This is a genomic window from Pandoraea sp. SD6-2 (assembly GCF_000389825.1).
Taxonomy (GTDB): Bacteria; Pseudomonadota; Gammaproteobacteria; order Burkholderiales; family Burkholderiaceae; genus Pandoraea; species Pandoraea communis.
In genome coordinates, this window is record NZ_KB944434.1 from 81969 (window position 1) to 108492 (window position 26524).

Annotated in this window: 22 protein-coding genes; 10 read left to right on the forward strand and 12 right to left on the reverse strand. The window is 62.8% G+C overall.

Annotated elements, in window-relative coordinates; translation table 11 throughout:
- Positions 1 to 317: 317 nt before the first annotated feature.
- Positions 318 to 794: a CBS domain-containing protein gene (locus C266_RS09160; protein WP_010808710.1), complete on the forward strand. Its 477-nt coding sequence runs from the start codon at positions 318 to 320 to the stop codon at positions 792 to 794.
- A gap of 272 nt (positions 795 to 1066) precedes the next feature.
- On the forward strand, positions 1067 to 1783 hold the full coding sequence (locus C266_RS27335) for a hypothetical protein (RefSeq protein WP_144265760.1): 717 nt from the start codon (positions 1067 to 1069) through the stop codon (positions 1781 to 1783).
- Positions 1784 to 1883: 100 nt separating this feature from the next.
- Here the strand turns inward: C266_RS27335 and C266_RS09170 are convergent, their stop codons facing one another.
- A complete protein-coding gene (locus C266_RS09170) occupies positions 1884 to 3371 on the reverse strand; it encodes an MFS transporter (protein ID WP_036662356.1) in 1488 nt (495 codons plus the stop codon).
- Between the two features lie 455 nt (positions 3372 to 3826).
- Between C266_RS09170 and C266_RS09175 the strand changes: the two genes are divergently transcribed.
- Both C266_RS09175 and C266_RS09180 read left to right on the forward strand, forming a co-directional pair.
- Positions 3827 to 4342 carry a glycine zipper 2TM domain-containing protein gene (locus tag C266_RS09175; protein ID WP_010808713.1) on the forward strand — a complete coding sequence of 172 codons (516 nt, stop codon included), beginning with the start codon at positions 3827 to 3829 and terminating at the stop codon, positions 4340 to 4342.
- A gap of 240 nt (positions 4343 to 4582) precedes the next feature.
- Positions 4583 to 5998 (forward strand): undecaprenyl-phosphate glucose phosphotransferase, encoded by a 1416-nt coding sequence (locus C266_RS09180; protein ID WP_010808714.1) that lies wholly within the window; start codon positions 4583 to 4585, stop codon positions 5996 to 5998.
- Between the two features lie 57 nt (positions 5999 to 6055).
- Here the strand turns inward: C266_RS09180 and C266_RS09185 are convergent, their stop codons facing one another.
- Entirely contained in the window at positions 6056 to 6886 is an 831-nt protein-coding gene (locus C266_RS09185) for a WecB/TagA/CpsF family glycosyltransferase (protein ID WP_010808715.1), read from the reverse strand.
- Positions 6887 to 7119: 233 nt separating this feature from the next.
- On the opposite strand from C266_RS09185, the gene C266_RS09190 reads away from it, so the two are divergent.
- A complete protein-coding gene (locus C266_RS09190; protein WP_010808716.1) occupies positions 7120 to 8844 on the forward strand; it encodes an FAD-dependent oxidoreductase in 1725 nt (574 codons plus the stop codon).
- A 13-nt stretch (positions 8845 to 8857) separates the two neighbouring features.
- Positions 8858 to 9787 carry an NAD(P)-dependent oxidoreductase gene (locus C266_RS09195; RefSeq protein WP_010808717.1) on the forward strand — a complete coding sequence of 310 codons (930 nt, stop codon included), beginning with the start codon at positions 8858 to 8860 and terminating at the stop codon, positions 9785 to 9787.
- On the opposite strand, the gene C266_RS09200 is transcribed toward C266_RS09195, so the two are convergent.
- From C266_RS09200 to C266_RS09215, 4 genes are all read right to left on the reverse strand, one after another.
- Positions 9788 to 11128: an oligosaccharide flippase family protein gene (locus C266_RS09200; protein ID WP_010808718.1), complete on the reverse strand. Its 1341-nt coding sequence runs from the start codon at positions 11126 to 11128 to the stop codon at positions 9788 to 9790. It abuts the gene before it with no gap.
- A gap of 1 nt (position 11129) precedes the next feature.
- Complete coding sequence (locus C266_RS09205) at positions 11130 to 12797, reverse strand: glycoside hydrolase family 44 protein (RefSeq protein WP_010808719.1); 1668 nt, start codon at positions 12795 to 12797, stop codon at positions 11130 to 11132.
- A complete protein-coding gene (locus C266_RS09210) occupies positions 12772 to 14067 on the reverse strand; it encodes a hypothetical protein (RefSeq protein WP_010808720.1) in 1296 nt (431 codons plus the stop codon). The genes C266_RS09205 and C266_RS09210 overlap by 26 nt, the downstream gene beginning before the upstream one ends.
- A 106-nt stretch (positions 14068 to 14173) precedes the next feature.
- Positions 14174 to 14890 carry a polysaccharide biosynthesis/export family protein gene (locus tag C266_RS09215; RefSeq protein ID WP_010808721.1) on the reverse strand — a complete coding sequence of 239 codons (717 nt, stop codon included), beginning with the start codon at positions 14888 to 14890 and terminating at the stop codon, positions 14174 to 14176.
- Between the two features lie 206 nt (positions 14891 to 15096).
- On the opposite strand from C266_RS09215, the gene C266_RS09220 reads away from it, so the two are divergent.
- The 3 genes from C266_RS09220 to C266_RS09230 are packed head-to-tail and all read left to right on the forward strand — an operon-like array spanning position 15097 to position 19471.
- On the forward strand, positions 15097 to 17316 hold the full coding sequence (locus C266_RS09220) for a hypothetical protein (protein WP_081636226.1): 2220 nt from the start codon (positions 15097 to 15099) through the stop codon (positions 17314 to 17316).
- A gap of 20 nt (positions 17317 to 17336) precedes the next feature.
- Positions 17337 to 18326 (forward strand): DUF6492 family protein, encoded by a 990-nt coding sequence (locus C266_RS09225; protein ID WP_010808723.1) that lies wholly within the window; start codon positions 17337 to 17339, stop codon positions 18324 to 18326.
- Positions 18327 to 18331: 5 nt separating this feature from the next.
- Complete coding sequence (locus C266_RS09230) at positions 18332 to 19471, forward strand: acyltransferase (RefSeq protein WP_010808724.1); 1140 nt, start codon at positions 18332 to 18334, stop codon at positions 19469 to 19471.
- 121 nt (positions 19472 to 19592) lie between these two features.
- On the opposite strand, the gene C266_RS09235 is transcribed toward C266_RS09230, so the two are convergent.
- Positions 19593 to 19817, reverse strand: coding sequence for a hypothetical protein (locus tag C266_RS09235; RefSeq protein WP_010808725.1), 225 nt, complete (start codon positions 19815 to 19817; stop codon positions 19593 to 19595).
- 216 nt (positions 19818 to 20033) lie between these two features.
- On the opposite strand from C266_RS09235, the gene C266_RS09240 reads away from it, so the two are divergent.
- Entirely contained in the window at positions 20034 to 21020 is a 987-nt protein-coding gene (locus C266_RS09240) for a DUF4434 domain-containing protein (RefSeq protein WP_036662284.1), read from the forward strand.
- A gap of 36 nt (positions 21021 to 21056) precedes the next feature.
- Here the strand turns inward: C266_RS09240 and C266_RS09245 are convergent, their stop codons facing one another.
- From C266_RS09245 to C266_RS09265, 5 genes are all read right to left on the reverse strand, one after another.
- On the reverse strand, positions 21057 to 21464 hold the full coding sequence (locus C266_RS09245; protein WP_010808727.1) for a VOC family protein: 408 nt from the start codon (positions 21462 to 21464) through the stop codon (positions 21057 to 21059).
- A 9-nt stretch (positions 21465 to 21473) separates the two neighbouring features.
- Positions 21474 to 23066, reverse strand: a complete 1593-nt coding sequence (locus tag C266_RS09250) for an MBOAT family protein (RefSeq protein WP_010808728.1) — start codon at positions 23064 to 23066, stop codon at positions 21474 to 21476.
- A 50-nt stretch (positions 23067 to 23116) separates the two neighbouring features.
- Positions 23117 to 23368: an acyl carrier protein gene (locus C266_RS09255; RefSeq protein ID WP_010808729.1), complete on the reverse strand. Its 252-nt coding sequence runs from the start codon at positions 23366 to 23368 to the stop codon at positions 23117 to 23119.
- On the reverse strand, positions 23365 to 25266 hold the full coding sequence (locus tag C266_RS09260; RefSeq protein WP_010808730.1) for an HAD family hydrolase: 1902 nt from the start codon (positions 25264 to 25266) through the stop codon (positions 23365 to 23367). The genes C266_RS09255 and C266_RS09260 overlap by 4 nt, the downstream gene beginning before the upstream one ends.
- A gap of 141 nt (positions 25267 to 25407) precedes the next feature.
- The gene (locus tag C266_RS09265; protein ID WP_010808731.1) at positions 25408 to 26520 is read right to left on the reverse strand and encodes a cell morphology protein; all 1113 of its coding nucleotides are present in this window, start codon (positions 26518 to 26520) and stop codon (positions 25408 to 25410) included.
- Positions 26521 to 26524: the final 4 nt, after the last annotated feature.

The following is a 26524-nucleotide window of genomic DNA, read 5'->3' on the forward strand; positions in this document are numbered from 1 at the left end:
TCACCGGCACAGCGAGTGATCCGGCTCGCAGGACATGGCTGTCAGCGGCGCCGATAAAGCATTTCGCGATCGTCAGGCGATGATCGGCGAATTTTCGCCGATCCCGTTAGGATACGCCTTTCTACATCGCCCGTGGAAAAAATATGACTCCGGCAAGCCCTTTTGGAGGCTTTTGCCGTGTATTCGTGGCGCAATGCATCAACGAAGGCGCCCGCGTCGGTCTGCCGCCGCGGGATTCACTCGGGGACAACGCGAACATGACGCGCGACGAGCGCTCAACTATGCTGTAGGTATCCGTAGCCCGCAGGAGGAAGACCATGAAGACAGTCGCTCAGATCCTGAAGTCCAAATCGGCCGACACGGTGTATCAGGTGCGCCCGACCGATTCGGTCCTCGATGCCTTGACCCTGATGGCCGAAGCGCGGATCGGCGCGGTACTGGTCAGTGACGACGACGGCAAAATCGTCGGCATCTTCACCGAACGCGATTACGCCCGCAAGGTGGCGCTCATGGGGCGCACCTCGGTCAATACACCGGTGCGCGACGTGATGACCTCAGCCGTGCGCTACGTAAGCCCCGATCAGACCAACGAGGAATGCATGTCGCTGATGACGGAACACCGCATCCGGCACCTGCCTGTCATGAAAGACGGTGAACTGGTCGGCCTGCTGTCCATTGGCGATCTGGTCAAGACCATCATCACGGAACAGCAGTTCACCATCGATCAGCTCGAGACTTACATTATGGGCGGGGGTGCCGCGCTGGTAGGCCGCACACCGCCGCGCCCCAGTTAAGTAAATACTCACTACCAACATTCTTGCCACCGGGCATTGCATCGCATTCATACCGGCAGCGCAATCAGGGACACGGCGTTTCGCTCGAAGCGCCGTTTTTTCGAGCATGTGACGCAAAGTGACGTAACGGGGCTGCCTCACGCGAAGGGGTGTGCCAAAATGCGAACACCCCTCCCGGCTTTCGACAGCATTCATGCCTGCCCTTGTCGCCTACATCCCTTAGCTCACCCGATCCGGTCTTCGCACGTCACGCACTTTCGATCACTGGGCGCTTGCCGTCCCAGTCCCTTGGCGCTCGCCTGCCGCGCAGCATCTGGGGGGTTGCCATTGCGGTACTCGCGCTGCATTGGCTGGTATGGATCGCCACTCCCGTACCGCTCGCCGGCCTCGGCGACAAATCACCCGAGCGCACGGCCATGCAGGTCACCATCATCACGCCGCCGGCCCCAAGGCGTTCGGCGCTTCAGCCCCCCTTCCCCACCGAATCGCCACGTGAGAACAGGACAACACCCACAGCGCGTATTCCAGCGCCAGCGCCGGAGCCACGGCTAACGTCGCCGTCGGCAAAGCCCGCCGAGCCGCGGGTATCGCCTCCAGCGGCATTGAGTGCCCCAACCCTAACCCCAGCCCTTGACTGGCGCGCGGACGTTGCGCGGGAAGCTGGCACACAAGCGGCATCGAAAGCCTCGTCACCGGTCGCAAGTGCCGAACGCGCGATCACCGAGCAGTCGCAACGCGCCGCGCCACACGATACGCCCCCGGCGCAGGGCAGCGTGGCACAACGCGCCTTCGAGCGCGAATTCGGGCCAGGTCAGTCGGCGGTGAGTGGCCCCAAGGCCACGCGCGAGGGCGGCAATCCGGTAGGTACCCGGGAATGTATCGAGATGAATGGGAAGAAGGCGTGCTCGCGCCAGCGCAATCTGGCAAACGACATCGACCCCTTCATGAAGCGCGAGCGCCTGTTCGCGCCCGAGATCGGCTCGCGCTGATTGTCGGACATCTATTTCACGGCGCCGGCCGCACGATGCCGGCTGGCGCCGTTGCAGCGCCGCCGCTTCGCCCGCTCGCAGGCGGGCCATGCTCAGAAACTCAGAAGTCTTCGGCGTCGACGTCGTAGTTCGACGGCTCCCAACGAATCGCCAGCAGCGCCAGCAAGCCGATGGCCGGCGCGGCAGCGATCACCCAGAACACCTTCGTCGCGAGCGCGGCTGCCAGCACCGGGAACAGAAACAGCGAGACGGTCGAGCTGGCACGCATGAGCGTCTGGTTAAATCCGACGCCAACGCCACGCAGCGACGTCGGGTAGCTCAGCGACGCGAAGGTCATCGAATGCGCCCCCGGGCCGAAGCCCTGGCCCAGCAGGAACAGCGCGAGAAAACCCAGCGCCCAGGCGACTTGCGCGGCGCCGTCGGGCTTGCCGACGAGTGCAAGGCCGACAAGCGCAGTCAGCTGGCATGCGTAACCGAGTACCGTCAGCTTCCACGCACCGACCTTCGGTACCAGACGCACGCCGAGCAAACCGCCCGTGAACGCGAACAGCAGGTTCAGCGCGAGCGACATCAGAATCGTGGTGAGCATCGACTGCGCGAGAAAGCTCGCGATGATCACCGGCAACCCGAACGCCACCGCGTTATAGGCAAACGACGACGCCACTGCGATGATGGTCGCGAGCGTCGTGCGACGCAGGTACACACCTTTGAGCAGCGCACCGTAGTTGCTCCATGCGGCGGGACGCTTCGGCGCCACGCGCTCAGCGTCGGCCGCCACGACGGCATCGATACCGTAGGAACGCTTCAGAATCTTCGCGGCGGCTTCGAGATCGCCCTGATTGGCGGCCCACACCGGCGATTCGCTCATGTAGCGGCTACGCACGGCGATGATCGCCAGCGCAGGGATGGCACCGAAACCGAGGATGATTCGCCACAACAGCGCACTATGCGACGACGGCAGCACCGAATAGCACAGCAGCACGAGCAGATACGACGCGCAGATCGCCGCGTACCAGGTTGGGCACCACATCGCGACCCGCGCGGCCTTGTTGCCTCGCCCCTTGAGTTTCGAGAATTCGGCGAGGAATGCCATCGCCACCGGCAAGTCGATGCCAACCCCCAGCCCCATCACGAAGCGCGCGCCGGCGAGCACATACTCGTTCGGTGCGAACGCACAGGCGATGGCAGCGATCACGAAGCACAGCATATCGGCCATGAATACGCGATAGCGGCCGATGCGGTCGGTGAAGTAGCCGCCGAGGAAGGCCCCCACGATGGCGCCGAACGTGATGGCCGACGCCACCATGCCCGTGCCTGCCGGCGTGAGATGAAATTCGCGGGCCACGTCTTTCAGACCGAAGGCGAGCGCCCCAAGGTCGTACGCGTCGAGGAACACACCGCCGAGCGCGATGGCCACGATCCAACGCGCATTGGACACACGGGCGCCGCCCTCGTTGACGAGTTGCGCGACATCGGCAGCCGAGCGGATCACGGCAGGACCGGCGGCACCTTGGGCATGAGAAGCGGACGAAGCCGCAGGACTCGCGTATGCAGGCGCGGCGGAGGACAAGGAGACGTCAACGGACATGATGCGGAACAAGGAAGAAAACGATGGCCGGCCAATCCAGCGCCAAAGCCCGCGATGTTACCGCTTGGTACCGAGGCATCCAAGTGCTTTGTGGTTATATGCTTAGACGATTCCCGCGCCGCACGGCATGTTTTCTCAGAAAAATCGCATAACACTCGAATTTCCCTCAAAAAAGCAGCGGATTTCCCCAATGCGTTACGCGCTCACAGGGCATACCTCCATATCTCACCTGATGGGAATATCATCGAAAAGCGCATCGAATCGGGTGGGGCCTCCGCCAACCGGCGTCATAGTGGCACCTCCGCCATTACAAACGCTTACCTTTTCTTACAGCACAAAGGGCTGCGGAACCCTACATTCCGCGTCGTGGTCGCAATGGATGCGATACATTGTGCGCAACGTCCCCCGAATAAGGCGACGACGCATTTACCTCACGCTCACGAGGACGAACCAAAATGAACATCAAAGCACTTACGGGAATCAGCGCGGCACTGGCCGCCGCCATGTTGGCCGGCTGCGTTGCACCGGGCCCGCAATACGGGTACCAGCAGCCGGGCTACCAGCAGGGCTATCAACAACCGGGGTATCAACAGGGCTACCAGCAACCGCCGCAACAACAGCAGCAGATTCCGGGCGCACTGTACGGCCGTGTCGAATCGATTGAACAAATGAACGGCGCCAACAACAGCCCGAACATTCTCGGGACAGTGCTCGGCGGCGCCGCCGGCGGTCTTCTCGGCAACACGATGGGCGGCGGACGCGGACGCACCGCCACCACCATCGGCGGTGCCGTGATCGGCGCCATCGCGGGCAACCGTATCGAGAACGGCATGGGCCAACCGAACGTGCTTTACCGCATCACGGTGCGTCTGGATGACGGCCGCGTGGCAACCGTGACGCAAGCGCCGCCGCTGCGCGTCCAGCAGGGCCAGCGTGCTGCGGTCGCGAACGATACGGTGTATCCGTACTAATCGGGACCTGCACCAAAACGAACGCCCGCCGGGTTGTCCCCCGGCGGGCTTTTTTTTCTGGATCGATCACATTTTGACGGGGGGACGCCGGGGGGACGAAACGCGGCAATAATGCGGCGCCTGCGCGTTCACACGCAAAGCGAATTTAGCCTGATAAGATACGCGCGACCATCGGAGGGCTCTCGCCGTTCCGGAACTTTGTCGAGTCCCGCCAGTTACTGCTACCCTTCGAATTCCGTCATGTCGACCCAGACGACCTACCACCATCGGCTTTTCATGGCGATGGTCGGCGGCTTCAGCGCCGTGCTCAACGCAGGCGCGTTCTTCACCGTCCTACACTTAAACGGACACGACCCCAATACCCCTTATGGTCTGACACTCGTCGGCGCTTTGGCCGCTGCGGCGTTCATCGTATTCGCGCGCTTCCACCTGCTGGCAAGCGCTCGCAACGTCGGGTGGATGCTCGGGCGCGGCGCCATGCGCTGGTGCCGGCTGCTGCTCACGACGATCGTCCTGCTGTTTCTGACATACGAGCGCACGGAAGACGTGCGCCTGATAGTGGCAGAGTGGGTGCTGCTTGCCTTGCCGTTGCAGATGATCGGACTGGCCATCTTGCGCGGCATGGCGCACAGCATCAACAACGCCCCGGGCAATCAGCGGCGCGCCGCATTTTTCGGTCTTGGCCCCGAGGCGCGCAAGCTGCATATGCGCCTGCGCCGCTCCCCGATTCTCGGCATCCAGATTTCGGGCTATTACAACGACACACCGGTCACGCCGGACGATGGCGAAGTCCTGCCCCTGTACCTTGGCCGCTACGACGACGCCGCAGCACACATTCAGGCCAACGCCTACGAGATCGTCTTCATCGCCATCGGGCAACAGGACAACAAGGAGCTCACCAGCGACATCGTCAATCGCCTGTACGATTCGACGGCCGCCATCTACCTGCTGCCCGAGTTCCGCTTTCCCGGCGACCTGCCGATGACCAGCACGGACCTCGCAGGTGTGCCCTTGCTCGCACTGCACGACATCACGGTGCAGGGCATGTTGCGCATGATCAAGCGCAGCATCGATCTTGTAGGCGCGACGCTGCTGCTGATGCTACTGAGTCCGGTGATGATCGCCATTGCCATCGCGGTGCGATTCGATTCCCCCGGCCCGGTCCTTTTCCGTCAACGCCGCTACGGCGAACGCGGCGAGCCGATCGTCGTGCGCAAATTCCGTTCGATGCGCGTTGTCCAGCCGGAAGATGCTGCCGCCGCCGCAACGGGCGGACTGCGACAGGCGCACGCGGGCGACAGCCGCATTACGCCGCTCGGCAGGCATTTACGGCGCACGTCGCTCGACGAGCTACCGCAATTGTTCGATGTGCTAAGCGGTTCGATGAGCCTCGTCGGCCCCCGTCCGCACGCCGAAGAACACAACGAAATGTACCGGCGAGTGATCCCCGGCTACATGCTGCGCCACAGTGTCAAGCCGGGCATTACGGGATGGGCGCAGATCAATGGTCTGCGCGGAGAGACCGACACGCCCGACAAGATGCGGCGCCGTGTGGAATACGACCGTTACTACATCACCCATTGGTCGCTGTGGCTCGACATCAAGATCCTGCTCAAAACGATCCCCGTGATGGTGACGGGGCACAACGCCATCTGAGCGACATCGCTCGCCGCGCACGCGAGGCGCCCCTCATGGAGACCCCTCATCGAGACATTACGCACACGGACGTCCTTCGCGGGCGAAAGCGCGCCACTGCCGCCAACAGATGCCGATGAAACGGCGGTCGTCGACGAGATAGCGACGCCACATGCGGCCCGGGTTCTGCAGGATGCGGAAGACCCATTCGAGGCCCGTGCGCTGCATCCACCTCGGTGCCCGCTTCTGCATGCCGGCAGAAAACTCGATGGCCGCGCCAACGCACAACATCACACCGCCCGGCATGGTGCCCGCGTAAGCCATCGCCCAACGCTCCTGCTTCGGCATGCCAAGACACACGAAGATGAGGTCGGGCGCAGCCGCACGAACGCGTTGCGCGATCGCCTCTCCTTCAGGTCCCGTCGGGTCGAACGTCATGGAGGGAATCAACACGGTGAAGTCGAGACCAGGGAAACGGCGCGACAGTCCTTCGGCCAACTGCGCTTCCTGCCCTGGCCGTCCGCCCACGAAGATCGCGCGGCGTCCCGATGCCCGCGCCCTGTCGCACAACGCCGGCAGCAGATCGGCCCCGGTCACGCGTCCCGGCAACGGCATGCCGAAAAGACGGCTCGCCCAAATGATGGGCATGCCGTCGGCGAAGAGATAATCGGCTTCACGGTACTCCTGCTTGAACTCGGGCAGCTTGTCGAGCCGCACGATGTGATCGACGTTCGGTGTCACAACGATGCGCGCTCGTCCGTCGCGTTGCGCGGCGGCATGAGCGAGCACGTCGACCGCCGTATCGAACGGCACGGCAGCGATATCCAATCCGAACAGAGAAATGCTCGGCTCGAATCGATTGCGAAGGGAAGTGTCTGGCGCTGCTTTCGGATCGGTGTCACGGGTCATGACTTGTCGTATTCCTGTCACCCGGCGGTGCCGGATACGTTCGATGGCAGACACGATAGTAGCAGCGTGTCCCCCGTCCGTCAGCGACACTTTTCACCACATCGTGCGCACCTGTCGTTAAAAGTCGTCATGCCGGCATTGTGGATCGGCTACCATCGCAGCGGCTGCTCGCACCGCCTCTTTTCACCCATTTTTTTCTTTACGGTCAGCTACGCTGCCGGTTGCCGCAGACGATGATCCTCGACGCTCACGACATTCCCTCCGGCACCTGTCTGCAAGCCGACCTGTGTATCGCAGGTGCAGGCGCCGCCGGCATTACGCTCGCCCTCGCACTCGAAGCGAGCGGGCTCGATGTCATCCTGCTCGAGAGCGGCAGCGACGCGCCCGAGCCGGCCGTCCAGCAACTCTATGCGGGCACCGTTGCCGACACCCGGCTCCATCCGCCCGCCGACAGTTACCGGGTGCGCCGCTTCGGCGGGTCGACCACCCTGTGGGGCGGACGCTGCATGCCGCTCGATGCCATCGACTTCGAAACACGCGACTACGTGCCGCACAGTGGCTGGCCCATCGGCCTTGACGACCTGATGCCCTGGTATGGGCAAGCCAATGCGTTGTGCGAGGCCGGCGAATTCGCCTACACCGCCGAACAGGCATTTTCGCCATCGCACCCGTCGCCGCCGATGATCGGCAACTTCGACAGCGATGTGTTTTCGACGAACACACTCGAGAGATTTAGCTGTCCGACGGATTTTGGAGGACGTTACCGGAACCGTCTGGCCAAGGGACGAGTGCGCGTCGTACAGCACGCCAATCTCTGCCGCCTGCCGATGCAGGAAGGTCAAACGCGTCTCGTCGGCCCGGCCGACGTCAGAACGCTCGATGGCAACACCTTTACCGTTGCCGCACGCGCCTACGTGCTGGCCACCGGCGGCCTCGAAGTGCCCCGTTTGCTGTTGAGCAGCCCCGGTGTCAGCGGCCGCGGCCTCGGGAACGCGCACGACATCGTCGGCCGCTATTACATGAGCCACCTGGCCGGGACCATCGGCACGCTCGATCTCTCGAAGGCAACCTCGGTCTGGCATGGCTACGACGTGTCGGACGAAGGCATCTATTGCCGCCGCCGGCTGGCGCTTCGCCCGCAAGCACAGCGCAACCTTCACACGGGCAACTTCATCGCCCGCCTGCACCATCCGCGCATTCCTGACGCAGGACACGGGAACGGCATTCTCTCGGCACTGTATCTGGCGAGGCCCATCGTGCCGTACGAGTACGCGAAGCGCCTCTACGGGGATGCGCCGGGTGGCGTTGGGAACTGGCTCGCACACGCACGCAACGTCGTCACGGATGTGCCCAACACCGTGCGTTTCCTCACGCATTGGCTGTTGCACCGGACGCTGGCTGCCCGAAAATTCCCCTCTGTGATCGTGCGGCCGGCCAACCTTCGCTTCAGTCTGGATTTCCACGCCGAACAAGTCCCCAACGCCCACAGCCGCGTGACACTGGGTGACGACGTGGATGCGCTGGGCATGCGCCGCCTCCACATCGACTGGCACTACACGGCGCAGGATGTCGCCACGGTCACCCGTGCCCTTGCCGCGCTTGCGCAGGAAGTCGAACGCACGGGCGTCGGGCACTTCTCGTACGACCCCGCCAGCGTAGAGTCCGAAATGACGCGCTACGGCGCCTATGGCGGCCACCATATCGGCACCGCGCGCATGGGCAGCGATCCTGCGAGCAGCGTGGTCAACGCCGACAGCCGCCTGCACGAGGCCGACAATGTATTCGTCGCAGGTGCGGCAGTCTTTCCGACCTCCGGTCAGGCGAACCCAACCCTGAGCATCGTGGCGCTGGCGCTGCGGCTTGCCGATCATTTGCAGGGGCACGCCAACGTGTCCACCCTGCCCCTGCCAACGGCTTCGACCGCCTCGACGGCTTCCCTTCCATCCACCTCCACCTGATTCCGCCCGCCACATGAAAGCCCGCATCCTCGTCACCGGCGCAACCGGCTTCATCGGCCGCCACGTCGTCAACGCCCTTGCTGCCACCGATTGGGCCGAACCGATTGCCGCGTCCCGCCGCGTCGACACCGGCCTGCGCGCCGTCGACGCGCTCAGCGCCACCTCCTTCGGCGCAGCACTCGCCGATGCCGACGGTGTGGTGAACTGCGTCGCCGGTTCGCCGGATACCATCGTTGCCAACGCCCGCGCGCTGCGCGGCGCGCTCGACGCACACAGCACTCCGTTACCGGTGGTGTATTTCAGTTCGATGGCGGTGTATGGCACGGCCGAAGGCCGAATCGACGAGACGGCGGCACTCGCGGGGGCAAGTCCTTACGGCATGGCGAAGGTGGAAGCCGAGCAAGTGCTCGCGGGCCTGCCGGCGGTCTCGCTGTTCCGCCCGGGATGCGTCTACGGCGGTGGCAGCCCGCAGTGGTCGGCGCGCATCGCGCAACTTCTGCGCGCGGGCCGCCTCGGCGATCTCGGTGCGGCGGGCGACGCGCACAGCAATCTGGTGCACGTCGACGATGTCGTTGCCGCCGCGCTCAGCGCGTTGCGCCAACCCGAGGCCGGTGGCCGCGCATATAACCTCGCCATGGCGAACGCGCCACGCTGGAACGAGTATTTCATCGCCTACGCGAAGGCGCTGGGCGCGACGCCCGTCAAACGCATCGGTGGACGTCGTCTGAAGATCGAGACGAAACTGCTCGCGCCCGCGCTCAAGATTGCCGAGATCGCAGGCCGCAAGATCGGCCTGAGGGCATTGCCGCCGGCACTGCCGCCGTCGCTCGCTCGCCTCTGGCAGCAAGACATTTGCCTCGATGCCAGTCTGGCAGAAAAGACCTTCGGTTTGACGTGGACGCCGTGGCGCGAGGCCCTTCAGGCAGAAGCGGTACGGTCCTGATCAACGGCGGGCGACACGCCCCGCCGTCCAGTGCCAGAGCGTGGTGAACGGCGACACGCCGAGCAGACGGCGTGCCGCCCACGCTGCGGCGGCGCCGTTCACGGCAATCGCGAGCGACGCCGCCACCGACGCCCCAACGCTTCCGCCGATGGGCGTCAATACCGCAAGACCCAGCAACAGCACGCCGACCGATACCACGTTGATACGCATGAGTGCGCGCGTATGCGCCGTCATGCCCAGCAGTTCGGGCATCGCGGTGAAACAAGCCGCGGCAATCTGCCCGAGGGCCAGCACGCGCAATGCGCTTGCGCCGTCGTCATAGCCGTGGCCGAACAGACCCAGCAGGTGCTGCGGCATGACCAACATGCCCAGCGTCACCGGCAGCGCCAGACACAGCACCAGTCCGATGGCTTGTGCAGCACTTCGTTCGAGCCCCGGCAAATCATGACGCGCATAGAGGCTCGCGAATCGCGGAGCGGCCATCCCGGTCACGCCGCTGATCAAAATGTTGACGACCAGCGCCAGACGCCACGCGAGCGCGAAAAGCCCCGTCTCGCGCGAGGTGGCGACAATCCCGAGAACGATGGCGGGCGCCGAGGTAATCAGCAGCTTGGTCAGCTCCAGCGAGAAGAGCGACAGGCCGGGCTTTAGCAAGCCAGGGAGGACACCGTGCGGCATGTCTGCCGGAATCTCGCGCAGGAACCGTCGCAGCAGCACAGCACCGGCAATCGCAGCAAGCGTGAAGCTCACGGCGATCAGGACAAGAGCATTCGCCACTGTCAGGTGCCCTGTGACCACCAGCGGGATGACTGCCACGCAAAACACCGCGGGCCAGAGCCACGAATAGATCATCTGGCTGTAGCCCACGCGCTGCAATCCGGCGAGCGCGCCAGCGAGCGCCGCCCCCACGTTCTGAGGAACGAACGAGAGCGCCCCCAGCATAAGCGGTACCGTCAGCTCCGGCTTCCTCAGCACGTCGTGCGCAAACAGCGCGGCTGCGGCGGCCAGCAAGACCGATACCGCCACCGACGCGAAGAAGACCAGCCCCAGCGCGCGTCGAATCGTAGGACGAACGGCGCCGAACTGCCCTGACGCGACGTCCATCGCCAACTGACGCGTGAGCGCCTGATCGATCCCCAATCGCCCGAACCCCGCGAGCGCTACCATCGTGCTGAAGACGATGTAGAAGTTGCCGGTATCGACAACGCCGAGCGCCGCTGCGATCAGCAGGTGAAAACCGTAGCGGCTGGGCAGGTCGAGCAAGCGAACGCCCAGGCTGACCACGCTGCCGCGAATCATCGAAGCGCCCGTCTTGCCCGGCGGCGTGCGCGTCTGCGTCATATCACTTCACCGGCTTGCGCAATACGAAGAGCATGATGCTCTGGGCCGGCAAATCGGCACGCAACTCGCCGCCGGAATACGTGGCATCCGGTTGGCGCGTCAATTGATTGTCTGCCAAACGCCAGACTTCCCCCGTGCCCGTCTGTGCGAAGTTGGCCAGCGAAATCGTGGCCTGAGCGGCGCGTTCGAGTTGCTTGTTGATGACAACGACGGTCAAGGCGCCGTCCTTCTCTCGCAGCGCGGCAAACGCTGAAACGGTGTCGGGGTCCGGAGCAGTGGCAGCGACACTGGTCGAGCCGAATTCACCTCCCTGGCCATCGTAATTGCGATACAGCTTGATCGCCTTATAGACCGGCATTGACGGATCGAGCGTGCCCCAGCGAGTCGCCATATCCAGCCTTTCTCTGCCGAAAATGCCCAGAATGTCGGCCTGCGCCGTCGCCCCGTTCATGCGGGTATCCGCCCCCCAGTTGTACTCGGTCAGCGCAATGGGTGTGCCGGGGTAGTAATACGTGTCGACCCATTGACGCATCATCGGAATCAGCGCGACCACGCTGTTGATCCACGTCGGGTCTTTGTAATTCGGGTCCCACAGGTTGCGCGTAGAGCGGTTGCGCATGAGCGCGATAGCCTGCGAATTGCTGCCGGCCGGCTCCTCGTACTCCTTGCTCTGCGGGTAGAAGTGCAGACTGAAGATGTCGACCGGACGGCCGGCCTTCTTCCACTGCGTGAGCAGCCACGGGATATAAGGCATGCCGCCGGTTTCGTGTTGACGGTCCGGGGCTTGCGCATAGCCGTGTTTGATCGAATGCTGCTGATCGAACCCGCTATAGAGGTAACCGTTCCAGCCCCATTCTTCCGGCGCGAGCACCTTCGCACCCGGGTCTGCCGTCTTCACCGCATGCGAATAGGCGATCACCTTCGCGGCAATTTCGCTCGCGTGGGCGCCAACAGGATGCGAATTGTTGTGGATCAGTTGCCACATGCTGGGCTCGTTATCCATGGCGTAGTACCGCACGCCCCCCGCACGCGCCGGCCCGAACTGTTGCACCATCGCTGTGACACGGGCCTGCTGGCTCGCCGGATCGTCGGGCACGGTGGCGTCGTTCGGATCGTTGACGACGGGCGTGCCGTCTCGCAGGATGCCGTTGCCCGCGTCGGTCATGCCGTCCACGTCGTGGTTCTGTTGCGGACCGTACTTGGCAATCGAGAAACTGGCCAGCCGTTCTCGGGCGCGTGACAGTGTGGCTACGCGCCCCAGCATCGAAATCGTGATGATGGGGGTCGCGCCTCCGGCCTGCGTCAGCGCAACGAAGCGATCGCCGAACTGGTCATTGATATCGGCCGGATTCACCGGCAGGCTTTCGTAATACCAGTCGCGGCCCGCGTTACGCGCGTCGAGCCGCCAGTTGTAGGCCGATGCGCTGTTCCCGCCCGAGCGATTGAGCGGCGCACGCAAGTCCTGCAGCATCGCCGTCGTGCCGAAATTGATGCCGTAGACCAGCGGGTTGATTGGATGACGATTCGCGGCGGCGTCCACCGCAATGGCGACCGGCAGCGGTTCGCCAGGGGTCGCGTTCGTGCAAGCTGCCGCCGACAACAGCACGGCCGCGCCCACCAGATGAATCAATTTGGGACACGCACTACGGCGCGGCAACACGCGGCGCATGGAGACTCCGGAGATCTGCACGATGATCGAAACCGCCTGCGCGCCAGATGTAGGCAAATATGGCCAGAATGACGGCGGTCTCGCCTGGCGCAAGCGTTGGGGGGTAAAAGAACGAGGCCAGCAGGACAAAGACGAGATAGTCGTATAGCGCGCCAAGGAAATCGTCTTCCACTTCCACGCGTAAGCGCCGGTAGAAGAACAGCCCCCGCAGTTGCAGGCAAACGATGAGCAATGCGCCGATCAGGCCGAACTCGAACACAATGCCCAGCCAGGTAATGTCCGCCAGGAAGAAGAAATGGTGGAAGTAGGTCGTGAGCGTATCGCCGCTCGCCGGGCTGATGGTGCCCACGCCAAACAACCAGCGCATCCAGTCGTCACCGAGAAAGCGGGTGGCCAATTGCGCCGAAATGCGACGCGTATCGAACCCGGTTTCGGTACCGGCGCTGAAAATCGTCGCCAGATACCCCATCGAGAAAATTGCAGCCAGCGCGACAGGCGCGACGAGCAGCAACCCGATACGTGCACGCGGGCGTGCCCAAACGAACGTGTTGATGACCAGCACGCCCATGATACCGATGGCCAGCGCGCGAGACTTCACGATCAGCAGCGCGACGGCCAGTCCGACAAGCGCGCCGGCGAGATAGCCGAGGTGCCGCTCAAAAAATGCGCGGCGGTAACAAAAAAACAACAGGATGAACGGGAAATACATCGACATCCGGATGCGATGCCCGCGACTGTCGCTGGTGAAGAATGGCGCCTGACCGAAGACGTAGGTTTCCTTGTACCAACTGGCAGGCACCACGATCCACATGACGATCAGCGCGCCGACGATGGCCGCGCCCAGAATCAGGAAGCTGCGCGCCAACTCGTTCAACGTGGGCTTGAGCATCAGAAGCAGCGCGAGAAACGAGAAGAAATACAGAATCGGCAGCAGCTTCACTTGCGCCGTGACGCTCACGAAGACACTCTCGTGGAAATAGATGACGGCGGCGAAGCTCGGCACCAGTAGCAGCCAGGCGAAGCTCAGCAGCACTTGCCGGGTCATCGGAAAACGCGGCTGACTGCCCAGGCGCAGCACAAGCGGCAGCGTGAGTATCGGGAACGCCTTGGAGAGCGCCCATAACGGATACAGCGCCGTAATGTAATGGAAGGTCTGGCCGAACAACGGCAGGAGTATGACCAGACACCCGACGACAAACGTGCGCGGCAAGTCACCCGCGAAGACGGGCGGCAGTGCGTCCGTCGTATCGCTGGGTGCCGAGGAGTTCATGTCGAGGGTTTGCGGCCCGGCTGTCACGAAGTGGTTGAATTCGGTGGTTAGACTTGGCGAGTCCGGCTACCGCTGTGCGTTTGCGGCAACCGGACGAGAGGGGGCATCAGAAGCTGCGTGCGCCGTTGATGTCGTAATTCACGTTCTTCTGGAACGGCAGGCCCTTGTTGATGAACTGGTCGACCCACAGATCCACTTCGGCAATCGACGACTTCGGCACGAAGATCGTGTCGTTGGATTGCAGAACGATGTCCTGCGCCGGGTCGCCCTGCTGGGTGAGCGCCTTGACGTCGACCGTACGTAACATCGGACGACCGTCCGGGCTGCGGCGAATCAGCACGATTTCGCCGGTGCGAGCCGTATCGAGCAGACCCTGTGCGGTGATGACCGCCTGCATCACGCTCATGCCCGGCGTGAGCGCCAACTCGCCGGGCTTGCCCACTTCGCCGCCCACGAAAATGTGCGCGGCGGTCTGCGTCACAGCGACAATCGCGTGTGCGTTGGCCGTCATGCCGTTGGTCGCCAGGGCGCGGTTGACCGTCTCGCCGAATTGGGCGAGCGTCTGGCCTGCGGCCGGCAGATTACCGGCGAACGGCATGGCGATCGTGCCATCCGGGGCAACGCGGCCCTTGTAGTTGAGTTCGACGTTGAATGGCAGAACCACCGAGATGTCGTCGCCGGCCAGCAACCGGTACGGGCTCGGCGTGGCGTCGACCCAGGTGGCGAAGCGATCGGCTTGCTGGTATTTCGTGTCAACCCACGTGTGGGTGCATGCCGTCAGCATCGTCAGCACCAGTACGCAGGTCGGGCGGAGAATATTCATTGGACAGGTGGCAGGAAGCCGAGGAGTTTCACGGTTTGGAGCGTACTCTAGAGCAGTTCGGCCGTCTCGCCAAGCGCGATAAAACGGCGTCGGATTTATAGGACAATACAGGTTTCGGGGGGACTTTTCGGGGACTTTCTTCCGTAAGATATGCGCCTGGCAACCATCCGAAATGGCCGGGCAACCTTTCCGCTTCTTGCATCTCTATGGCAATTACGACTAGAACAAGGCCTGACCGGCGTGCCGCTGTCGTCGACGTGACGATCCGGGATTATCTCAATACATTCTTCTATTACCGCAAGATTGCGACAACCGTATTTCTCGCAATCGTTGCCATCGGCATTCTCGCCGCCCTGTTCGTGCCCATTCCGTACAAGGCGCAAGCCACGCTGCTGGTGCTCAACGCGGGTTATTACGACCAGACCAACAACCCGAATCCTGGCGTATCGATGCAGCCGCCGCCCGGCCAGTTGAACGGCGTCGAAGCCCAGATTCTGTCGAGCCCGGAACTGCACCGGGATGTGATTCTGTCGAAATTGGGTCCGGGGGCGACCGAAAGCGACATCAATCGCGAATTGCAGAATTTCGAGCGCCGCCTGCACATCGAGCAGAACGACCTCGCCAACACCATCTCGCTGACCTATTCGGACACTGATCCGAAAGTGGCGGCTGACGCCCTGGCGCGTCTGCTCGACAAGTATTTCCGCCAACGCGCGTCGATTTTCACCTCGGGCCGTGTCAATCTGCTGGTCAGCCAGCGCGACGACGTGGGCAAGCAACTCGACAAGGCCGACGCCGATTTGCTCGCGTTCCAGAAAAAGCACGGCATCGTCAAGATCGACGACCAGACATCGCGCGCCGTGCAGCTCGAGGCCGAACTCGTGCAACGCAAGCTGGAAACCGACGCCAAGCTGGCGCAGGACCGCAGCGAACTGAAGTCGTTGCAGACGTCGACCAAGGACGTGCGCTCGACCATTCCGATTTACGCGGATGATTCCGAATCCAGCCGTGCGATCAACGGCATGCAGGTCACGCTCATGGAGTTGGAGACCAAGCGTGCCGACTTTGCTTCGCGCTATTTGCCGACGTCGCCCTTCGTGCAGCAGCTCGACAAGCAGATTGCCGACATGCGCGCCAATATCGCGAACCAGAAGCAGCAGATGATGACGGCGACGCGTCTGGGCCACAACAACTACTACGACGTGGTGCAGGAACGTCTGGCGGTTCTCAACGCGAGCATTGCAGGCGGCCTCGCACAGCAAAGTGCGCTCGACGATCAGATCAAGCAAACGCGATCCAAACTGCAAGGGATGAGCGATGTTTCGAGCCAGTTGAGTCAGTTGCAGGCACGCCACGACATTCTTGCCGACAGCTTCAAGGACCGCTCGCGTCAGGTCGAACTCGCGCGCGTGCAGCAAGGGCAGGTGAGCCAGATCAACGGCACGAACGTGCGCGTGATTCAGGCACCGTTCCCGCCATCGCAGCGCAGCGTTTCGGCCAGCCTCCTGATTGCCGCATCGATCGTCGCCGGCCTGCTGATTTCCGCGCTGACGGTGCTGATTATGGCGAGCATGCGTGAGACTTTCCTGAGTCCAGAACAGGTGGAACGCGCGTTGCTTCTGCCGGTCGTCAACGCACCGGTGCTGCTCGGCGGCGACCGGCGAACCGGCGCGGCGGATGTTGCAGGCGCGGCGGGCGCGACAGGGGCGGCAGGTGCCGCTGCCGTGCATCCTGCGAACGCCGCGAGCGCCGACACCGAACCCGCTTTCGCGCGCCCGGCGCATCTGGCCTACGGCCGCATGATTGCAGCGATCAATAGCGCCACCGACGCACACGCCAAGGTCGTCATGGCTCTCTCGTCGGGCAAGAACGACGGTCTGCCGTCCGTCATTCAGGGTCTGACCACGGAACTCGAACATCGCACGGCCAAGCCGATCCTGATCCTCGACATCGCCTCCACACCGGATTCGCCGACGTATGGCAAACCCAATGCGCAGGGCCTCCTGGCATGGCCGTCGAACGGCGGCAGCGGCACGCTCAACGCCGACGCTACCGCGCCAGCCGACTCGGCCGCCATCGACGATCTCAAGTTCACGCGGGTGGAAGACCACAACATTGTCGTCGCGCAGCCGCGCAGCGGGGCGATCCCGTCGTCTTGGCAGCAGGTCAACCGTCTGTTCGAGGCGCTGCGCGAGTCGCACGATTACATCGTCGTCCATGCCCCGCCATCGAGCCAGTCGTTCACCGGTATCGAGAACGCCTCGCTGGCCGATGCCACGGTGCTTGTGGTGCGGGCCGAAGTGACGCGCAAACCGGTCGTCGCAGAACTCAAGGCACAAGTCGAAGACGCGGGCGGGCGACTGATCGGCGTGGCGCTCACACATCGTCGCGGGTATATCCCGAGCTTCGTCTATCGCTTCTTCTAACCGTCGGCATCAGACCCACCATGCAACAAATCAGTGCGATTCTGCCGATCAAGACACGGGGACGGCATTACGCCGACAATATCGGCCGCTGCGACATCCTGTTCTCGTCGCTGCGCCACTTCACGACGCCGGACCTGTTCCATCGCTTCGTGATCATCGTGCCGCACGACGAAGTCGACGAGGTCAGGGGCTATGCCAAGGCCTGGTCCGACTTCCCCATCGAGGTGATCGACGAATCGCTGTATATGGGGGCGTTTGCCGAGTTCTCGCAACGCCACCAGATCCGCAACTGGCATCGCCAGCAGATCATCAAGATCAACGCGCCGGAGTGGATCGAGACCGAGTATTTCCTGATCTTCGACCCGGATTGCTTCGCCACGCACGCCTTCGACTTCAATTCGCTGATTGTCGATGGCCGTGCGGTCACGCACCTCAAGGGGCGCAGCGTCGAGCCGTACTACTGGGAAGCGTCGGCCAAGCTCCTCGACGTCGACCCGCATCTGGACCGCGAGGGTGTCTGGTGGACGCCCGCGACGTTGTCTCGCTCGCTCTGCCTGTCGTTGCAGCAGCGGCTCGAAGCCGTGAACGGTACCGACTGGAAGCGCGTGCTGCTCGCCAACTACGCCATCGACTGGACGGAATACACGCTGTACTGGCTCAATGCCGAGCACGCGGGACTGCTCGATCGGTATCACACGCAGGCAGTGCCGCCGCAGCGCACGTTGCACGCGAGCGAGAGCGTGTGGTTCGCCGACAAGATGCAGGAGTGGGACGCCGCGCACTATTTCGCGCCCGAGAGCGATGGCATGTTCGCAGTCGTTCAGAGCAACACGAAAATTCCGATCGATCAGGTTGTCGCCAAGCTGTCGCCCTACTTCCCGATCACGATTCAGCCGTACGACCGGCATGTCGATCCGTTGCTCAAGGGCAAAGAGATATACTCTGCAGCCATACGCAAGGGGCTCAAAATGCTGCGAAAACTTCGCGGAGAGAAAGGAATCAAGGGATAAGACCGATGAGCCGTACCCAAGACCGGTTGGTCGGCATCGAGATCCTGCGATTCTTCAGCGCGTTCGCCGTTCTCATCTGGCATTACCAGCACTTCTTCTTTCAGCCGGCGACGGCGTCGATCGACGTCGTACGCAGCACTCAGCCCTTCTACGCCCTGCTCCATCCGTTCTACGACTACGGATGGCTCGGCGTGAATGTCTTCTGGACGATCTCCGGCTTCATCTTCTTCAACCGATATCTGGCGAAGATTGCCGCGCGCCGGGTGTCCGGCGGACTGTTCTTCCTGAACCGTTTCTCGCGGCTGTATCCGTTGCATATCGTCACGCTTGTCGCGGTTGCTGCGCTTCAGGCGGTCTACGTGCGCGAGAATCACGCGTTTTTCGTATACCCGTACAACACGCCCTACGATTTCTTCGTCAATGTGATCTTCGCATCGGGGTGGCTCACGCCTTACACCGACTCGTTCAACGGGCCAGTGTGGAGTGTGTCGACGGAAATCGTCATCTATCTCGTGTTCTTCCTGCTGGCGCGTTTTTTCCGCATCGGGCTGGTGTGGACGTTGTCGCTCATGGGCCTGTCGGCCATCGCCGGCGGGCTGTTGATCCACCACCAGATCAAGGGCAGCGAATCGAACATCGTTTTCTGCGCCTTCTATTTCTTCATGGGCGGCGGCGTGCATCTGGTGTATGACCGGCTGCGGCGCGTGATTGAGTCGCGGCGCCTTGCTACGGTGTTGCTATGCTGCGCTGCCTATCTGGGTTTGATCGGCTTTTGCATCGTGTTCGGCGGCACGAAGTATCTGGCGGCCACGGTCATTGCGCCCGTGTCGATTGTTCTGCTGCAAGTCGTCGAGCCGTGGATTCCCGAGCGGCTGGCCGGGCCGATTGCCAACCTTGGCAACACGACCTACTCAAGCTATCTCATCCACTTCCCGCTTCAGTTGACGACCGTGATCGTGCTGTCACTGTTCGGCATCGGCAGCGCGACGCTCGCCATGAGCCCGTGGTTCCTCGCGGCCTATCTCGTTGTGGTTTTCGCGCTGGCGCGTCTGGTCTATCGGGCGCTGGAAGCCCCTGCGCAAACCCTCATCCGCCGTCGCATGGCATGGCTCGGCGGACGCCAGACTGTCAATACCGCTCGCTGACAGCAACGGCGAACGCTATCGGAAGACGCTCCGTCCCCAGCCACATGGCCCCGCCGGGGGACGGGCCGGGGACGTGCCGAAGGCACTATGCGGGGATGAGGAGGTGGGCGGAACCGTGCCGTCAATGATGGTGATGGTGGTGATGCGACCACAGCGGGTCCATCGAATCGACGAACGACGCCACCGCTTGCGTATCACCCGTGGCGTGGCGCATCAATTGGCCGCACTTGCACCATCCCTGATACGGCGTGATATGCGAGCAGGCCGACGTCTTCTGCAAATACAGCGTGACCGGTTTGGCACACTTGGTGCACTTGAACTTGAGGGTGAGGGCAGGTTTGCTCATAAGGAAAACGTTCGAAGGGGATAACGCTGCCGGAGCCGCCTGAGGGTGGCGCCGTAAGGCACAGTGTCCCGAATTGTACCGGGGATCACCTCGACTTCGCTTGGACGCCGCAACCGCCAAACCTTGGCCTCGCGCCCGGCCACGGTAAGATGCCTGCATGACGCCGTTGGCGCTTGCGCCGCAAATGTTCCCTTCACTCCATTCGCCGATTCCGCAATGCTCGCCCCTCCTGCTTCCCCGATGCGCCGACGTCTGCTGCAAGCGGCCTCGCTCGCTATGTGCCTGCCGCTGGCCGCCTGCGATCGCGCCGTCGGCATCGGCGGCACGTTCCTGCAACTCTGGCGCGAACATCTGGACTGGGGCCCCGAGCAGTGGCGTGCACGCATTGCCATGACACGCGCGCTCGGGTGCCAGGAAGTCTTCGTTCAATGGATCGCCCTGTACGGCAATTCGGCGAGCGAATGGCAGGCTTCGGCGGCATTTCTCTCGCGTCTACTCGATGAATGTGCCGCCCAAGGTATGGGGGTGCATCTGGGGGTGCCCTACGACGAACGCTGGTGGGCCGTCCTCGGAAGCCCCGACGCCACCGCCCTCGACAGCTATCTGAACGACGCGCACGACCGTGTCGCCGCCACCTTGCGCGACTCGGCGTGGCCGCGTCATCCGGCGTTTCGCGGCTGGTATCTGCCCTACGAACTGGAGCAATACAGTTGGTCGGATCCGGTGCGACTCGACAAGATCGCCAGTTGGCTTGGCACGCTCTCGCGCCTGTCGCACGATTCCTGCGGACGTGCCCCGTCGATCTCCACGTTCTATAGCCATCTCCAGGGGCCGGGCACATTGCAGGACATGTGGCGCACACTGCTGAATCGAACCGACGTCTACCCCATGATTCAGGACGGCGTCGGCGAATGGGGGGTCGAGAACTACGACGCCCTTGCCCCGCTTCGCGAGCTTTTCCTCTCGGGCGGCACGAAGTTCGATCTGATTCTGGAACTGTTCCAGAGCGCGCCGGACGGCAAGAAGGATGGCACCGACTTCAAGGCACATGCCGCGAGCTTCTCACGCGTGCAGAAGCAGTGGGATATCGCACGCGACTATGGCGCGCAACGGGTGATCGCCTTCGCGGTGGATCCGTGGGTGCTTGGCGACACGCCGCAAGCGCGCACGCTGCTGCGCCGCTGGCAGTCGGCGATGCGCTAGAACGTTCTCAGGCGTCGTTCAGAGACGCCTGCACGTTCAGGCCGCTTCGACGATTTCGATGATGTTCCCGTTAGGCAGGAACAGGAAAACGATGCGGCGGCCGCCGAAGGCAATCGCCGGCGCGGGCTCCGCCGTACGGCGTGCGCCCGTATCCTCCAGCGCCGCCAGCGTGCGATCGAATTCGCGGGTCTCGAAGGCCTGGTGATACATCTTCGTACGGCGCTTGAGCACGCCCTCCACGGGCGATCCTTCTGCGCTGGGCGCGAGCAGTTCAAGACGCGGCCCCGGTCCCGTCAGAAAGCGTCCGCGCACGCGCTGAATCGGGTCTTCGAACTCAGGCGACTCCAACGAATAGCCCAGCACTTCCCAATAGGCCTGTTCGGCATCGAGATCGCGGCAGGCAATGCCGATGTGATGAAAGGTGCAACCAAGGTCGGTCAACATGATCGGGCGTCAGAACTGGAAATATAGGAAGCGGGCCGTCTTGTGCAGATTGAGCGCGGCATAGGCCAGCACGACCGTCGACAGCACGGTCCACACCAGCGTCGGACGCCATTGCAGCCAGCGCGGTGCGCCTGCGGCAGGCCCTTCCAGCGCAGGAGAGTACACGTTCATGATCTGATTCGAGTTTGGCGCGCACCAGACCACCACGAGCAGCACTGCGATCAGCAGGCCCTGACTCCAGCGGTCCAGGAACAGACGCAGAATGTCGCCTGCCGTCCAGCTCGGATCGGCGTGCGTCAACGCCTGCAACGGGTAAAACACCGGAGCGAGCGGCTCAAGGCCGTTCATGCCGAGCAAGTTGCCAACGAGCGTGAAAGCATCGTGCGTGCTATGCGCGCGGAAGAACAGCAGCGCGAACACCACACACAGGAAGGTAAGCACGACGTACCCTGCGCGTGCGAATCCCGTCGCCGGTTGCGCACGCTTCGGACCGAACTGGCGCCACGCGTGATTCACGCTCAGATACGTGCCATGCAGCAGACCGAAAATGAGGAACTGCAACCCGGCCCCGTGCCAGACACCGGCGAGTCCCATCGTGAAGACCGTCGGAAACAAGATCATGCTGCTAAAGCCGCGCGCCGTCCCCGTCGCCTTGCGCCCGACCGACAGCCCCTTGCGAGCGCGCGCGCGCGTGATGGTCATGGCAACCGGGTTGTAAAGATAGGCCGTCAGATAGCGCGTGAGCGTCATGTGAAAGCGCGTCCAGAACTCGATGATGCCGGTCGACTTGTAGGGCGAGTTGAAGTTGAGCGGGAAGCGGATGCCGAACATCTTCGCCAGCCCCATCGCCATATCCGAATAGCCGGAAAAATCGAAGTACAGTTGCAACGCGTAGGCCAGCGCCGTGCCCCATGCCGCGAAAAACTGCAACTCGCCGGGTGAATTGAAGCCTGCTTCGGCCCACGGCGCGATGCTGTCCGCGAGCAATACCTTCTTGGCAAGACCGATGATGAACAGCGTGGCGCCGATCGACAGATTCTCGGCCTTGAACCGGTAGCTCTCCCGGTCGGCGAACTGCGGCATCATCTCCTTGTGATGCAGAATCGGACCGGCGATCAGGTGCGGGAAGAACGTGACGAACAACACATAGCTCACGAAACCCCGCTCACGGACCACACCCGCGCGGCAATCGAGCAGAAAGCCGAGCTGCGTGAACGTGAAGAACGAGATTCCCAGCGGCAGGATCATCTCGCTCACGCTATGTGAGCCGAGGCCATATCCGGCGAGGAAGTCGAGTAACGCGACGAGATACTTGTAATAGAAGAGCAGCCCAAGATTCGCAACGATGCCCCCCGTCAGAATCCACGATTGGAGGCGCGGGCGGTTTTCCGTCGACAGAATGGCAAGGCTCACGACATAGTTGAACGCGATCGACCCGAGCAGCAGCGTCACAAATACCGGGTTCCACCAGCTATAGAACACCAGCGAGGTGATGCACAGCCATGCGGCGGCCGCGATGGGGCGCAACGCTCCAGCGAGGTAGTACCCGCCCAGCGAAATGGGCAGGAACAGCAGGAGAAATGGCAGGGAATTGAACAGCATACCGGGGAATCTGTATCGAATAGTCGCGAGACCTTACGGCTGACGTGCGCTCAGCGCTTGGCAGCCAGTTGTTTCTTGATCAACTCGATGAGTTCACCGACGTTTTTCAGTCCCTCGACTTCCGAAGTCTTGAAACGCACGCCGAAACGCATTTCGGTCGCGACCATGATGTTGACGTTCGAGAGCGAATCCCAGGCGTCGAAGTCCGCTGCGGACGATTGTGGCGTAATGGTCACGGCGTCGTCGTCGAAAATGTCGCGGAAGATATCGGTCAGCGCGTCGAGGATTTCGGTGTCGGTCATTTCATGCTCCTGATTTCCATGGGTGCACTTTGTGGAGAGAACTCGCCAAGGTCCAGCACCCATTCGGTGGCGTTCTCGTGTTCTGCAAGCGATGCGAAGCCAAGATTCTGGTAGTGATGCTTGACCATGCCGTTCTTCGCTGTCGGAATATACTCGCCAATCAGCCGTTTGGCCCCGGCGGCACGCGCCTGCTCGGCCAGCACGCCCAGCGTGGCCCGCTCGACCTCACGGCCGAGCACGCGGCAACTCATCAGCCACGTGTCGATACGCCAGTCGCCTTCGGCACCGGCTTTCGTGTCCGGCAATGCCGCAATGACCGCGATGATGCCGTTGTCGCCAAAACTGTCTTTCAGACGGAAGTGCAGCAGTACGGCGCGCGGATCGCGCATCATCTCCAGGACTTCATCTTCCGTGTGACGGCGCGTTGTCAGATTGAACTGATTCGTCTTGCCCATGAGCTGCACGACGCGCGGCAGATCGGTGGTGTTGAACGTGTTCCATTCGAGTACCATCTGCAAGCTGGCCAGATAAGACGCCAGATCCTTCTGGCTCGTACGCATCGCTTCACGCTGCAGGTTCGCCTGATACAGACCGGCACGCTCGCGATCTTCGGCGGTCAGCGTCACGCCTTCAAAGTACCCGCCACGTGCGATCGTCGACGCGTACAACGCCGGGTCCTCCGGCATCTCCGGCACGTTCACCATCGGCAGTTCTCGCCGCACCAGATTGCGCTCGAACGGATTGTCGTCGGCGAACACCAGCGCATCGAGACCGATATTGAGCTGCGAAGCGATCGTGCGCAAATTGCTCGCCTTGTCCTGCCAGTTCGCCACGAAGCATGCGATGTCGTCGCGCTTGAGCACCATCTCCGGATGAGACGTGAACGGTTGCAGCGCGTTGGCTTCGTCGTTCTTGGAGCACACGGCGAGGATCACACCCCGGCGCGTCAGATCGCGTGCATAGCGCTGGAACGCCGCGTAAGCTTCGCCTTCGCCGTTACCCTGGCCCAGCACAATACCCGCCAGACCGTCGTCGCCGATCACACCACCCCACAGCGTGTTGTCCAGATCGAGCACGAGGCACTTCGCACTCGCACCTCGGCGCGCAGCAATAAGACGCGCCACCAGATCGCCGTAGGCCGGCGCTGCCGCTGGCGTGACGTACTGTTTCGCGCGCAACCACAGACGCGGATCGTGCCACGCGTTCAGGCCGTCTTGCTCGCATGCGTCGTCGAGTGCAAGGATATCGACACCGGCCTCGTCGGCAGCCTGACGCATCGCCTTGTTCAAACGGTGCGTAAGCCAGCGCGCAGCGCCCGGCATGCGTTGCTCGTTGTTGCCCATGAGCGCCACCTGCGTCGGCATCAGCGTTTGCTGGATGACGTGAGCGCCAATATCCTCCCGCAGGCGACGCCACAGCTCACGCAGATTGTCGATCGCGCCCGCCACGATTGCGTCGGCATCGGTGGCCGTCATTGCCGCCGTCTCATTGCCGATCAGATGCTGCGAATCGAACGCGCACAGCGCCACGTTGGGCGCGAAAGCGTAAAGGCTGGACGACGGGTCCAGAGTTTCGCGCAGGTACTGGCCGTAGTCGGGCACGTACATCTGCATCCACAGATTGCGACGCAACGCGCCAACGCGCAGCCCTGGCAGCAACTGGTCCATCGTCGACGAACCGAGCACGGCCAGACGCACCGGCGGTGTCGTCAGCGCCGTAGGCGCCTGCGTGCCATAGGCCTTGATCAGACGCTTGTCGAGCTTCGCAGTCTGCACAAAGTCCAGGTTCTCGTTGGCGAGCCTCGTCAGCTCGCTCCATGCGGGCGCGACATCCCTCGGCAAGGCATCCACTTGCTGCGCCCAGTCGGGCGAGCAAGGCAACCAATTCAGTTCCGGCATGAGCGTATCCAGAGAGAAAAAATGACGGCGTGCAACGCGCGCCTGGCAATCTTTCGGGGCCGATATTCACCCTATCGGCCGCTATCACAACGTAGGCACGTCTGGCCTTGTCCTCGATGTACCCGATGTCGCTCGTGTGCTTCAACGGTCATCCAGCAGCGCCTTCTCCTGCTCCGTCAACGGCTGGAGCAGTGACATCTCCGACATCTCCCAAATCACCAGCTTCAGGCTCTTCGGCCAGCGCTCGCGCTCCTGCATGGCCTGAACGAGCGCATCGGCAAACTTGCCGCCGTCGCGACTCTGATTCCAGACAGACTGACCGAGCGACTGTCCCAATTGCTCGGCGAAGTTGCTGCGACGCGAATTCGAACTGCCGGCCAGCAACACTTCGACGGGTGGGCCATCGTCGAGCAACCCACCGCTGGCGGGTAACGTGAAGGTCTCCGGCACGTAACTATCCGGGGCCGGACGCCAACCGTCGGGGGCCTTCGCCAATCCGGCCAGCACCAGCAGATCGCCCACGCGCGGCACGGCGCGCGGCGCGCGCGATATGTCGTAGCGCAACTCGCCCTTCTCCCCCACCAGCGGCAGTGCCGCCTTCGCTACGGCCTGTGCTGCAACGGCCGCACCGGTCTGATTCATGTGCACGTCGGTGCGATAGAAAGCATCGGGCATGGGTTGCAGAACTTGCGCAAGATCCACATGCGCCACGTGGGCAACGTCGAGTGCCTGCTGCCACTGCGCGAGTCCCATCACGGTGCCGACGGGACGCGTCATGCCGCAAAGCGCGTTCGCAGCGATACGCGACTTGTCCGGGACGGTCACCACCAGCACCTTGACGTTATCGGCACGCAGTTGCGCGGTGAGCCTGCGCATCAACGCAATGCGCTTGTCAATCACGGCGCGCACATCCCCAACGGGTGCGCGCACGCCGTCGGTGTAGAACAACCACCCCGGGCACCCCTGCTGAACCTGGGTGCCCAGTTGTCCCAGCACTCGGTAGCGCCAGGCGGCGTCTGCCGTTTCCATCGTGTCGCGAAACGGCAGGGCCAGCGAAGCATCGAGGCGTTTTCCTGCCGTGCCGTCGAGCCACGCTTTCGGCGCAAAATCGCCCAGTCCGGCCTTGGCGGACTCATACACGCCGTAGATCAGGCCGATGACCATCATCAACCCGAAGCACCAGGCCGTCAGTCGATGCGAGACCTGCGCGAGCGGTGCTGTTACGGCATCCGGCGAAGAAGTCGACAAGCTCATGGGT

What these genes read in the sequence shown, in the direction of transcription:
- C266_RS09215 (WP_010808721.1), bottom strand. Translation starts at nt 14,890, where the DNA reads ATGAATATTCTCCGCCCGACCTGCGTACTGGTGCTGACGATGCTGACG.
- C266_RS09220 (WP_081636226.1), top strand. Translation starts at nt 15,097, where the DNA reads ATGGCAATTACGACTAGAACAAGGCCTGACCGGCGTGCCGCTGTCGTC.
- C266_RS09205 (WP_010808719.1), bottom strand. Translation starts at nt 12,797, where the DNA reads ATGCGCCGCGTGTTGCCGCGCCGTAGTGCGTGTCCCAAATTGATTCAT.
- C266_RS09255 (WP_010808729.1), bottom strand. Translation starts at nt 23,368, where the DNA reads ATGACCGACACCGAAATCCTCGACGCGCTGACCGATATCTTCCGCGAC.
- C266_RS09235 (WP_010808725.1), bottom strand. Translation starts at nt 19,817, where the DNA reads ATGAGCAAACCTGCCCTCACCCTCAAGTTCAAGTGCACCAAGTGTGCC.
- C266_RS09185 (WP_010808715.1), bottom strand. Translation starts at nt 6,886, where the DNA reads ATGACCCGTGACACCGATCCGAAAGCAGCGCCAGACACTTCCCTTCGC.
- C266_RS09230 (WP_010808724.1), top strand. Translation starts at nt 18,332, where the DNA reads ATGAGCCGTACCCAAGACCGGTTGGTCGGCATCGAGATCCTGCGATTC.
- C266_RS09180 (WP_010808714.1), top strand. Translation starts at nt 4,583, where the DNA reads ATGTCGACCCAGACGACCTACCACCATCGGCTTTTCATGGCGATGGTC.
- C266_RS09175 (WP_010808713.1), top strand. Translation starts at nt 3,827, where the DNA reads ATGAACATCAAAGCACTTACGGGAATCAGCGCGGCACTGGCCGCCGCC.
- C266_RS09265 (WP_010808731.1), bottom strand. Translation starts at nt 26,520, where the DNA reads ATGAGCTTGTCGACTTCTTCGCCGGATGCCGTAACAGCACCGCTCGCG.
- C266_RS09250 (WP_010808728.1), bottom strand. Translation starts at nt 23,066, where the DNA reads ATGCTGTTCAATTCCCTGCCATTTCTCCTGCTGTTCCTGCCCATTTCG.
- C266_RS09160 (WP_010808710.1), top strand. Translation starts at nt 318, where the DNA reads ATGAAGACAGTCGCTCAGATCCTGAAGTCCAAATCGGCCGACACGGTG.
- C266_RS09195 (WP_010808717.1), top strand. Translation starts at nt 8,858, where the DNA reads ATGAAAGCCCGCATCCTCGTCACCGGCGCAACCGGCTTCATCGGCCGC.
- C266_RS09225 (WP_010808723.1), top strand. Translation starts at nt 17,337, where the DNA reads ATGCAACAAATCAGTGCGATTCTGCCGATCAAGACACGGGGACGGCAT.
- C266_RS09210 (WP_010808720.1), bottom strand. Translation starts at nt 14,067, where the DNA reads ATGAACTCCTCGGCACCCAGCGATACGACGGACGCACTGCCGCCCGTC.
- C266_RS09240 (WP_036662284.1), top strand. Translation starts at nt 20,034, where the DNA reads ATGCTCGCCCCTCCTGCTTCCCCGATGCGCCGACGTCTGCTGCAAGCG.
- C266_RS09245 (WP_010808727.1), bottom strand. Translation starts at nt 21,464, where the DNA reads ATGTTGACCGACCTTGGTTGCACCTTTCATCACATCGGCATTGCCTGC.
- C266_RS09170 (WP_036662356.1), bottom strand. Translation starts at nt 3,371, where the DNA reads ATGTCCGTTGACGTCTCCTTGTCCTCCGCCGCGCCTGCATACGCGAGT.
- C266_RS09260 (WP_010808730.1), bottom strand. Translation starts at nt 25,266, where the DNA reads ATGCCGGAACTGAATTGGTTGCCTTGCTCGCCCGACTGGGCGCAGCAA.
- C266_RS09190 (WP_010808716.1), top strand. Translation starts at nt 7,120, where the DNA reads ATGATCCTCGACGCTCACGACATTCCCTCCGGCACCTGTCTGCAAGCC.
- C266_RS09200 (WP_010808718.1), bottom strand. Translation starts at nt 11,128, where the DNA reads ATGACGCAGACGCGCACGCCGCCGGGCAAGACGGGCGCTTCGATGATT.